At 43.8% G+C, this 10736-nt stretch carries 9 protein-coding genes and 1 tRNA gene; 8 read left to right on the forward strand and 2 right to left on the reverse strand.

The genetic code is table 11. The features are described 5' to 3' along the window. Positions 1-13: 13 nt before the first annotated feature. The gene (locus tag NF543_RS21620; protein WP_257670283.1) at positions 14-1300 is read left to right on the forward strand and encodes a metal ABC transporter permease; all 1287 of its coding nucleotides are present in this window, start codon (positions 14-16) and stop codon (positions 1298-1300) included. 74 nt (positions 1301-1374) lie between these two features. Continuing rightward, positions 1375-2238 carry a metal ABC transporter permease gene (locus NF543_RS21625; protein ID WP_257670284.1) on the forward strand — a complete coding sequence of 288 codons (864 nt, stop codon included), beginning with the start codon at positions 1375-1377 and terminating at the stop codon, positions 2236-2238. A gap of 79 nt (positions 2239-2317) precedes the next feature. Here NF543_RS21625 and NF543_RS21630 read toward each other — a convergent pair whose 3' ends face one another. Beyond that, on the reverse strand, positions 2318-3556 hold the full coding sequence (locus tag NF543_RS21630; RefSeq protein WP_257670285.1) for a thioredoxin family protein: 1239 nt from the start codon (positions 3554-3556) through the stop codon (positions 2318-2320). Positions 3557-3771: 215 nt separating this feature from the next. On the opposite strand from NF543_RS21630, the gene NF543_RS21635 reads away from it, so the two are divergent. From NF543_RS21635 to NF543_RS21645, 3 genes are all read left to right on the forward strand, one after another. Then, positions 3772-6012: an alpha-N-acetylglucosaminidase gene (locus NF543_RS21635; protein WP_257670286.1), complete on the forward strand. Its 2241-nt coding sequence runs from the start codon at positions 3772-3774 to the stop codon at positions 6010-6012. A gap of 84 nt (positions 6013-6096) precedes the next feature. Next, positions 6097-7398: a DEAD/DEAH box helicase gene (locus NF543_RS21640; protein ID WP_257670287.1), complete on the forward strand. Its 1302-nt coding sequence runs from the start codon at positions 6097-6099 to the stop codon at positions 7396-7398. Positions 7399-7429: 31 nt separating this feature from the next. Further along, on the forward strand, positions 7430-7636 hold the full coding sequence (locus NF543_RS21645; RefSeq protein ID WP_257670288.1) for a DUF1456 family protein: 207 nt from the start codon (positions 7430-7432) through the stop codon (positions 7634-7636). A 106-nt stretch (positions 7637-7742) separates the two neighbouring features. Here NF543_RS21645 and NF543_RS21650 read toward each other — a convergent pair whose 3' ends face one another. After that, positions 7743-8165: a VOC family protein gene (locus NF543_RS21650; protein WP_257670289.1), complete on the reverse strand. Its 423-nt coding sequence runs from the start codon at positions 8163-8165 to the stop codon at positions 7743-7745. Between the two features lie 271 nt (positions 8166-8436). Here NF543_RS21650 and NF543_RS21655 point away from each other — a divergent pair. The 3 genes from NF543_RS21655 to NF543_RS21665 all read left to right on the forward strand — a co-directional run bounded on the left by NF543_RS21655 (position 8437) and on the right by NF543_RS21665 (position 10586). Then, positions 8437-8516 (forward strand) — tRNA-Leu (locus NF543_RS21655). 438 nt (positions 8517-8954) lie between these two features. Continuing rightward, entirely contained in the window at positions 8955-9689 is a 735-nt protein-coding gene (locus tag NF543_RS21660) for a helix-turn-helix domain-containing protein (protein ID WP_257670290.1), read from the forward strand. 459 nt (positions 9690-10148) lie between these two features. After that, a complete protein-coding gene (locus tag NF543_RS21665) occupies positions 10149-10586 on the forward strand; it encodes a DUF6463 family protein (protein ID WP_257670291.1) in 438 nt (145 codons plus the stop codon). Positions 10587-10736 lie beyond the last annotated feature (150 nt).

Consider the following 10736-nt stretch of genomic DNA (forward strand, 5'->3'; position numbering starts at 1 on the left):
TCGTGATGGAGCCATGCAAAATTTAATAGACTTCTTTTCCTTTTCGGATCCCAATGTACGATATGTGGTGCTTGGCACCATCCTGCTGTCGTCAAGTGCGGCCATGGTGGGTGCTTTCATCTTGCTTCAAAAGAAGGCATTGGTAGGGGATGCCGTGGCACATTCCGTATTGCCGGGCATTTGTGCCGCATTCTTGTTTTCAGGTTCCAAAAATATTGTACTCATGCTCGCTGGTGCTTTTGTCAGCGGTTGGCTTTCCCTAGTTGCTATCGATTATATTACCGCCAAGTCTAAAATCAAAAAAGATGCGGCCATCGGCCTGGTATTGGCTGTGTTTTTTGGTGTCGGCATGGTGATGATGACCTTTATCCAGCAAACCGGCAACGCGGCACAGAGTGGGTTGGATCATTTTATCTTTGGCAAAGCCGCAGCCTTGGTGGGCGACGATCTACTCATTTTTAGCATCCTTGCAGCTGTTATATTGATTACCGTTGGCCTATTTTTCAAAGCATTCACATTGGTTGCATTTGACAAAAATTATGCCCAGGCATTGGGTTATCCGGTACGGAGGTTGGATTTGCTACTCACCAGCCTTACCGTATTGGCGGTGGTTACCGGCATTACGGCAGTGGGTGTGGTATTGATGGCTGCCATGCTCATTACCCCTGCGGCAGCGGCGAGGTATTGGACAAACCGTATCCGGCATATGGTTGGAATCGCCGTTGCATTTGGTGCATTTGCTGGACTAGCGGGGGCATATATTTCGTATGTAGCACCCTCCATGCCCACCGGTCCCTGGATGGTGGTGGTATCCACTGCCATCGCCTTCTTTTCCTTTTTCTTTGCCCCAAAGAAAGGTATATTCCCGAGGATGTATACACAATACAAAAACCAATGGATCATTGCCGAAGAAAACACGTTGAAAATATTTTATCATCTCGGCGAACGGAATAGCCATTTCAATGGCATGCGTGGACTAAACGAATTAACCAGTACACGTGAGATGGAAAGGGCGACACTGAAGGCGACCTTGAGGCGCTTGGCCACCAAAGAATTGTTGGTGACACGCAACAACCAATGGGGGTTGACGGATAAAGGCTATCAACAAGCGGCAAGGGTAGTTCGGCTGCACCGGATGTGGGAATTGTATCTCACCAAATACATGGATATCCCTGCTGACCATGTGCATGACGATGCTGAAACCATCGAGCATATCCTTACCCCGGAACTCGAACGCGAACTCGAACATCAATTGGACTACCCCGATAAGGATCCGCATAATACAAAAATCCCAAAATAATTGGAGGCCCGAAGTTGGAAGTTGAAATGAAAAAATCTAAAATCGCAAATCTAAAATCGTAAATCTAAAATCATATGATCGCCTTTTGGATTATACTTACTGGATTTTTGGTTGCCTCAGCATGCGGCCTCTTGGGTTGTTTTCTTGTCCTGCGAAAAATGAGCATGGTGGGCGATGCCATCAGCCACGCCATTTTGCCTGGCATTGTCATTGCTTTTCTATGGAGCGGCAGCAGGGAGCCAGTGTCCATGTTTATCGGAGCCAGCACTACTGGTTTGGTGGCCACGCTGCTCATTGAGTTTTTCCACCATAAAGCAAGGTTGCAATCTGATGCAGCCATTGGGGTAGTTTTTACCTTTATGTTTGCCATAGGTATTATTCTAATCAGCATCTTTGCTGGGCAGGTAGATGTCGACCAGGATTGCGTGCTGTATGGCGAAATCGCTTATACCCCCATTGATTTATGGATACTAGATAGTGGCATCATTATGGGGCCGCGTCCAGTCTACATTGTAGGTACGGTACTGATACTGATTATTTTATTCATTCTTTTAGGATACAAGCAATTAAAGCTTACTTCTTTTGACCCCGCTTTTGCTTCCGCAGTGGGCATTTCCACCGCGGTTTGGCATTATTTGCTGATGGCCGCAGTGTCCATTACAACTGTCAGTTCTTTCGAATCTGTTGGTGCTATTTTAGTGATTGCTTTTCTCATCGGCCCGCCGGCCACTGCCTACCTGCTTACGGATGACCTTAAGCAAATGCTCAAAATCACGGTGATCCTGGGTCTGTTTGTATCCCTTACCGGCTATGGACTGGCCTATTGGCTCAACGCCTCCATTGCGGGCTGCATGGCCACGATGACTGGTGTATGCTTTGCCGTAGCTTTTGCCCGCCATCGATGGGCATCATCGCGATATCGAGCTAGACTCGTGTAGTAACGGATAACGAAGTTGAAAATAATAAAGGCCGAACGAAACCGCCCGGCCTTTATTTACAATCCGTGGAAAGGATTGTCTATTGTTCGGTTTTCCAAGTAGAATCTCCGTTTTTCATCTTCTCCAACGTGGCTTGATATGTTTCTTTTTCGCCATCAGGGGCTAAGTCAACCGCTTGTTGTTGGTAAGCGATTGCCTCTTCTATACTCCCAGATTTGTATAGGAGGTTGGCGTAGGTATCCAAAAACGTTGGATTTTTCCTTTCAGTTTCGTCAACACTGCGTTTGCTCCAAGCAATGGCCGAAGCAACACAACTGGGATCTTCACAATTTTCGAAAACGGCCCAAGCGAAACTGTTGAGCATCTGCGGGGAGACCTCTGAACCGTATTTTTCCATATAACCCAATACCGCAGGTTGGAAGTTTGCCCAATCCTTGTTTCGTTGATACCACTGGATTTCAAGCATCTCGCTTTGTTTGCTGATATCCACTTTCGGGTATTTGGCTTTTGCCTCATTGATCACCGCTGCAAAATTTACATCCTCTCCCCTCAACTTAGCGTAGACCTCCTCTTGCATCACAATGGAAGCCACTAAATCGGAGGCTTTGCCTTCGCCCAACACGGCATTTACCTTATCGGAATTGTTCAAAAAGATATCAAACCCTTTATCTTTGCTGCTCCTGGTGGTCTTGGCTAAAAACTCCAGGTTTCCCTCAGTATACAAGTCCGTTTGCGTTTCCAGGTATGCCTCCGCCATTTTGCTGGCGTTTTCCATATCGTAAGCACTCTGGGCACTCAAGGCCATATTTTTTAAAAATTCAGGTGAACGCTCCCCTGCATCATATTTCCGGAGCTGGGTGTAATATTGTGTTTCCGGTTGGAGTGCTTCTTTGGCACGGGCGATGAACTGCGCAGCCTCACCTCCGCCTACAAGGCGATGTACGATTTCCCCATCGGGCGAAAAAACCAAAAATGTGGGATAGGCCCGTACACTGTATTCCTCCGCGATGGCTTTGGCATCGGCCCGCCAGCTTTTTACTTCCTCATTGTCTTGGTCGGTCTCATCCATCTGCACTTTTACGTTCACAAAGTTTGTATTAAAAAACTTACCTACCTCCTCTTGGGGGAAGATCGTATTGGTCATGTGTTTGCAGGGACCGCACCAAGTAGTGAAGCAATCCACAAACAAATACTTGTTTTCCGATTTGGCCTTTTCCTTAACCTCCGACCAGCTAAGCCCATGCTCGAAGTAGGTTCCTTGGTCCTGTGCTATACCAGCCATTGGCAATAACACCATGAATAAAGCAATTATTCTCATGTTTTTTGTATTAAGTTTAATGAACTTATTTAAACTATACCAATCCTTTGTAAATGTAGTTCGAAAAATTGAAAACTGAAAATTAAAAAAGGAAAAAAGCCATACACCGGCCTAACTATTTATACAAAAACATTTGCCAACTATTTTTGTGTTTACAATTAATTGGTTTTCTTAGGGGAATTATGGAATCAAACGATCAAATCAACATTCAACATATGGCTCGACAGCAAGAGTACCAACAGGCGGCCGGAAAACTGCTTGCCCGCATCATTCCTCGCTTTGCGAATTTTTTTGACATTGAGATCATTCCATCTGAAGGAAACGATGTCTTTGAAATCGAAAGCGATCAGGATAGGATTACCTTGCGAGGCAATACCCCTGTATCCATTGGGTCGGCGCTTAACTGGTACCTTAAATACCATTGCCATTGCCATGTCTCTTGGAATGGTGATAACCTAAATCTCCCCACCCCACTACCCCCGGTGAAATCTAAGATACGGCATGAGACTCCATTCAAACACAGGGTATATCTCAACTTTTGCACATTTAGCTACAGCATGCCTTGGTGGAACTGGGATCGTTGGCAACGGGAGATCGATTGGATGGCTTTGCATGGAATCAACATGCCGTTGGCGGTGACTGGCCAAGAGGCTGTTTGGCAAGCCACGTTGCGTAAATTGGGCATGGAAGACCATGCCATCCGCCGCTTTTTGGCGGCTCCCAGCTATTCGGCCTGGCAACTGATGGACAACCTGGAAGGCTGGGGAGGGCCATTGCCTCAAGGGTGGATAGACAGCCACCTGGAGCTCGGGCAGCGCATCCTCACAAGACAGCGAGAGCTGGGCATGACTCCCATTTTGAAGGGGTTTAGCGGATATGTACCATTGGCATTGGCGGATCTATATCCTGAAGCGAAAATAGAACGGGCTAATTGGATTTCGACTTTTGACACGGCCAATCTGGATCCATTGGACCCGGCTTTTGCAGAAATCGGGAAAACTTTCCTCCAGGAGCAGTATCGCCTTCTGGGCACGGATCACTACTATTCGGTTGATCCATTTCATGAAAGCACCCCACCGATAAGTGGCGTTGGCTACTTGGAAAAAGCCGGAGCAGCAATTTTTGAAACCCTCCGCCAAGCCGACCCACAGGCTATGATGGCCATACAAACTTGGTCTTTGCGCGAAGGATTATTACGCAGTGTGCCCCGAGACCGCACCCTCATGCTGTCCATCACGGGTACCAACTGGAAAAAACATGATGGCTATTGGGGGCGCCCATGGATCGTGGGGATGATGCATAATTATGGCGGACGGACTTATACTGGCGGAAATCTTCGCCATTTTATCAGCCATGCTGGTTCACTGATTGGCAATCCAGCTGCGGGAAACGTTCAAGGGATTGGCCTTTTTCCCGAAGCAATAGAACACAATCCCATTATTTACGAAGCAGCCTCCGAAGTGGCGTGGCACAAGCAAGCACCGGACCTTTCGGAATGGGTGCAGCAGTACGCCCGGGCACGTTATGGACAGCTGCCCGAAATGGCGGCAAAAGCATGGGAAATTTTGTTGGACACGGTCTATCAACAGAAAAAAGTGAAGATTATCTCCATGGAAAGCCCAATATGTGCAAGACCTGCGTTGGAAATCATCCGCGTATCCATGAATGGAGAAATGGTCAGGGACTACGATATGCTCCGCTTATGGGAAGGATGGCAATACTTGCTCGAATGCCAAGACACCTTGGATACACTCGATACCTACCAGTATGACCTGGTAGATGTGGCCCGACAATGTATGGCAGACTTGTCTATCCTGCTACATGAAAAAATCACTTTGGCCTACCAGCGTGGTGATCGCGCGAAACTCCAACATGTCGGACACCGCTTTATACAATTAATGGACGATATGGATGAGCTGTTGGCAACAAGGCCGGAATTTCTGCTGGGAAAATGGATTGAAGATGCGCGGAGCTGGGGGGAAGATGATGCCGAAAAAGATCAGTACGAGCGGAATGCCCGCAGTATCATCACCGTATGGGGCCCGGAAACACCGAACGCCTTATTTTTTGATTACTCCAACAGGCAGTGGGCTGGCCTTATTGCTGATTTCTATAAACCGCGATGGGAAAAATTCCTAGCTTGTCTCCTGCAACAACCAGCGGAAGGTGAAAAGCGTTACCGGGAAAAAAGATTGCGCAAATCATATAACCGACCTGCCAATGATGCCAATGACTTTTTCAAAGCGCTTTCGGCTTGGGAACACGCCTGGACCCATGAAACCAAGCCATTCTCCGCAGTACCCACTGGGAATCCCATCAAGGTAGCGACGAGACTTTATGATGAATGGTTTACGGTGATGAGTAAATTGATGACAGACAGGCCATTCATCCAGCAAGCAGATTATCTCAAAACGATACATGTTGATGTTGAAAAAATCGATAATTTCGGGTTGTAAAGACCTTAGCCATGGGTGGCCGGGGGTGCAGCAGCTTGTTATGCCATAGTTTTACCTTATCTTTGTAGCCAACTCATCCTGCACATGGTAAAGCAAGCGCTCCGCAATTTAAAAATTAATGCCCTCAACGAAATGCAGCAGTCGGCTATCGACGCTGCTAAAAAAAGCGACATCATACTGCTTTCACCTACCGGATCGGGTAAAACATTAGGTTTTTTATTGCCTTTGCTCCCGTTGCTTGATGCAGATGTATCAACCGTTCAGGCGATGATATTAGTTCCTTCGCGGGAGCTTGCTTTACAAATTGAGCAAGTATTCAGAACCATGGGTAGTGGCTTTAAGGTCAACTGCTGTTATGGCGGTCATCCGATAAAGATCGAGCTAAACAACCTATCACAACCACCTGCCGTGCTAATCGGTACGCCCGGCCGTATCGCTCACCACTTGCGACGCAAAACGTTCGATACAAGCACGATAAGCGTCTTGGTCCTTGACGAATTTGACAAAGCACTTGAATTTGGCTTTCAGGAAGATATGGCCTATATTATCAAGCAATTGCCGTCTGTCAAAAAACGCATGCTTACCTCAGCCACGCAGATGGATGAGATACCAGCCTTTACCGGAATATCCAAACCGATTACACTTGATTATTTGACCGATGCTTCTTCAGTACCTAACCTGAAACAAAAAGTGGTAATCGCCGAAGCTGCGGATAAGCTGGACATCCTATTTACACTGATCTGCAAGATAAGCGATAAGCCTACATTGGTTTTCTGCAATCACCGCGAAGCTGTGGAGCGCATTAGCGAACTGCTATGGGACAAAGGCCTGCCGCATGATATTTTCCACGGAGGCATGGAGCAGGACGACCGCGAGCGGGCATTGCTCAAATTCAGGAACGGCAGCCATAGGGTATTGATTACGACCGACCTGGCATCACGTGGTTTGGATATACCTGAAATTGAACATGTGGTACACTATCAACTACCACATAATGAAGAAGCCTTTTTACACCGCAATGGACGTACAGCAAGAATGCATGCCACAGGCACGTCCTACTTGTTTTTGACGCCTGGTGATAAACCGGCTTATTTAAACGAATTGCCCGAAAAAGAAGATTTGTCGGAAAAAGCGGCCATACCCAAACCCTCGCCCTGGACAACACTATATATTGCAGCAGGAAAAAAAGACAAAATAAACAAAATAGATATTGTAGGGTTATTGCTCAAAAAAGGAGAATTGGATAAAGAAAACCTTGGGTTAATCGAAGTATTGGACCATTCATCATATGCAGCAGTAAAACGCAACCAGATTGAACGTGTTGTTCAATTAGTTAAAAACGAAAAAATAAAAGGCAAGAAAATCAAAATAGAAATTTCCCGGTAATCAAATTTATGCCATGAGTAACAATGATATCATGAAAAAACTTCGGGTTGCTTTGAAAATGACCGATGATGACATTATCAACGTTCTAGCGCTGGTGGATTTCAGAGTAACCAAGACAGAACTCGGCGCTATATTCCGCAAAGAAGATCACCCTAACTTCAAACCCTGTGGCGACCAGCTGCTCCGCAATTTTCTAAACGGGCTCATCATTTACAAACGCGGCCCTAAACCTAATTAAAAGGTCAGCAAATCGTGCGCTCGATGCTTCCACTGCCGGATGCATGGCGGTAAACCGAAAAATAACCTAACCGTACCCAATTAGGCGACCGGTTAGGTTATGTATGCTACTTGGTGTTACCGGGGAAATTAATCATCCAGCGTACACCAAATTTATCTTCAAACGAGCCGAAATAATCGCCCCAAAACATATCTTCCATAGGCATTTCGATTTTACCACCGGCCGAAAGCCCATTGAATAACCTATCGGCTTCTTCCCTGCTATCCGGTGTGATGGAAATGTAGTTGTTGTTGCCTACATTGAGCTCATGTCCCTGCGACTTCAGGCAGTCCGAAGCCATCAAATGTTGTCCGTCGCCAATCGGGATTGACACATGCATGGCATAGTCTTTTTCATTGTCCGGAAGGTTTTCAGTCCCCGGAGCCTCACTCATGCGCTGCACAAACAGTTCGCCGCCAAAGATCGTTTGGTAAAAACGGAACGCTTCTTCCGCATTCCCATCAAAATTCAAATAAGGATTGACTATCATGGTATTTATTATTAATTTATAAAGTCGCTAATTTATTGATTCGCTGCTTCGCTTTTTGCACCTTGCATCACTGATTACAAAGATAGCTTCTCTTGCGACAACCGATAGAGGGAAAACACGCCAATCATAAGGGGCGATTGTGACAATCTTGTCTTTGCTTACTAAAAAAACAACCAAAACAGGAAATTTGAAAAACATTTTGCGGAATACAGATTAATGGATACATTTGCATCCCCAAACAGGGGATATGTTCTTTATCAACATTAAATAAGCCCAGGTGGCGGAATTGGTAGACGCGCTAGTCTCAAACACTAGTGGGAAACCGTGCCGGTTCGATCCCGGCCCTGGGTACATGGCGGGACTCCGCCGAAAATTTGTGGGGGCTTCTCAATTACGAGAAGCCCTTTTTCGTTGATTTTCATGATGTTACTTTCAAAGACCGGATTGATAAAAGCGGTTCTAAATACCCCGTTCTCATATGCCAATTTACCTTTGAACACCTCTTTTATTAAAGCGTGCTTTTCGGAGAGTGTAGCGATTTGGAAAATACCACGCAGGTTTTTTAGCATCGGTAGCACCTCTTTTAGCGTGTTTAACGGATGATTTTCCGATGTCACATTGGCATACTTAATATCCTCTTCCAGTAGCGATCTANTAGCGATCTATCCTGCTTGTAGCGCTCCTTTTTGTTAAGATACCATTGAATTTTTGAACCTCAATATTGGAAATATTTCATTTCTTTACAAGAATTGTAGTGTGAATGCTATCTTTAGGAATTAATAATAACAAGTGAATCTCACAGAATTTAAACCGCATAGTCAATTAGCATCTTTTATAGATGCGTATTGGGATGTTACCTGTAAAGAAGGTGGAACCTCTATTGGCAAGGTATTACCAGATGGTTGTGTTGACATAATTATTAATCTTAAAGAAGACTTCCACATTGAATCTGAAAACGCAGTACTGAAAAGTGAAAAAGCATACTTGGGTGGAGCTATTACACATTTCATGGCGGCAAAAACGTTACCTGAAACACATTTAGTAGGAGTACGGTTTAAGCCTGCTGCATTCTCGCATTTCTATACATTTTCATCGCTGCATGAGGTCACAAATAGTTTTGTTGAACTTCCAAAAGAGTTCACTCCAAAAATTATTTCTCTTTCTAATAATATTTCATTTGCTTTTGATTCATTCTTTTACAATAAACTGATTCAACCAAAACGCATATTATTACCAGTAATTGAAACCGTAAAAAAGCATTATGGCAATATATCAGTAAATGAATTAGCTGGTAAACATTTTACAACTGTAAAACAGTTGGAAAGGAATTTTAAATATCATATTGGCTTAAGTCCAAAAGAATTTATAAATATTATTAGATACAAATTCGCACAACAGCTTATTCTGGCAAGGCATCCGAAAAGAACACTTTCTGACATTGCTTTTGAATGTGGCTACTACGATCATGCGCATCTAAGTAATGAAATTAAAAAATACACAGGGTTAGCTCCGACCGAACTCTAATGTGATTTTTCTCTCTAATTCGGAGGTTTTTGGCTATCGATACTCCTTTGTCTCTTCATTAAGCCTTATTATTTACGAAACATTCTTTTACTAACGTCAGTCATGAATTATGTCGCATTTTTCCAAATATTATAGTTCCCGGCGGCGTAACTTTACCGCCACTAATTATCACGTACTGGAAAATGAGCATTTCTCCGAAATTGCGAATAAAACTGTACATGCTGCATTACATTTTAATCGTGTTCCTATTGGCGAAATGATTTGGGGAGTACTATATATCACTTTTTCTATATTTTTTTTTATTAAAAAAAAAATTAAAATAATTAAAATCATAATAGTGAATGTCGCTTTTATTCTATTTTGAAAATTATTGTTTAATTAGTTTTGAATGCTTTTGGCACTTATGTTTTTTTGATTAAAATGAAAACTCAATAATAACCAAAACAAACATTGTAAATTATGAACAGAACGTTAAATAAGTACTCAGGTAATATCGGCAATTTTATCCTGGTAACAGGAGTACTGCATTTGATTATAGGTTTTGTTGAGAATTGGAGTGTGGCTATTGACATACTGCAGTCGGGCATAATAAACACAGTTGATGAAACACCTGAGCGATTTGGCTTTTTTTGGTTTGAAATGAACGGTCTATTTGTTTTACTTGTGGGAAGTTTTATACAGCAATATCTAAATGAATACAGAAAGCCAATTCCTAGAAGATACGGATACTATCTTTTAATCATAGCCATTATTGGTTGTTTGCTTGAACCAGTATCTGGATTCTATGTTTTTATAATAATATCTCTCCCCATTATATTTTGTGGGAATAAAAATTTCATCACGGGCGATACAATGAAAAGTAAAGAAGTTTCTAAAAATAGCTCAGACACAAAATAAACTATGGCAAACCAACTTACAATTAGGCTAGCGATTGATAAAGATGCAGAAAGCCTTGGGAGCAGCGGAAAATGAAAAACCGTGTAATGTTGGCGGTGAATTAATGACAGCAACAGTTAAAGACCCGTTCGGAAACATTATTGGCCTTAT

Source organism: Parapedobacter tibetensis (assembly GCF_024704835.1).
In the GTDB taxonomy this organism is placed as follows: domain Bacteria; phylum Bacteroidota; class Bacteroidia; order Sphingobacteriales; family Sphingobacteriaceae; genus Parapedobacter; species Parapedobacter tibetensis.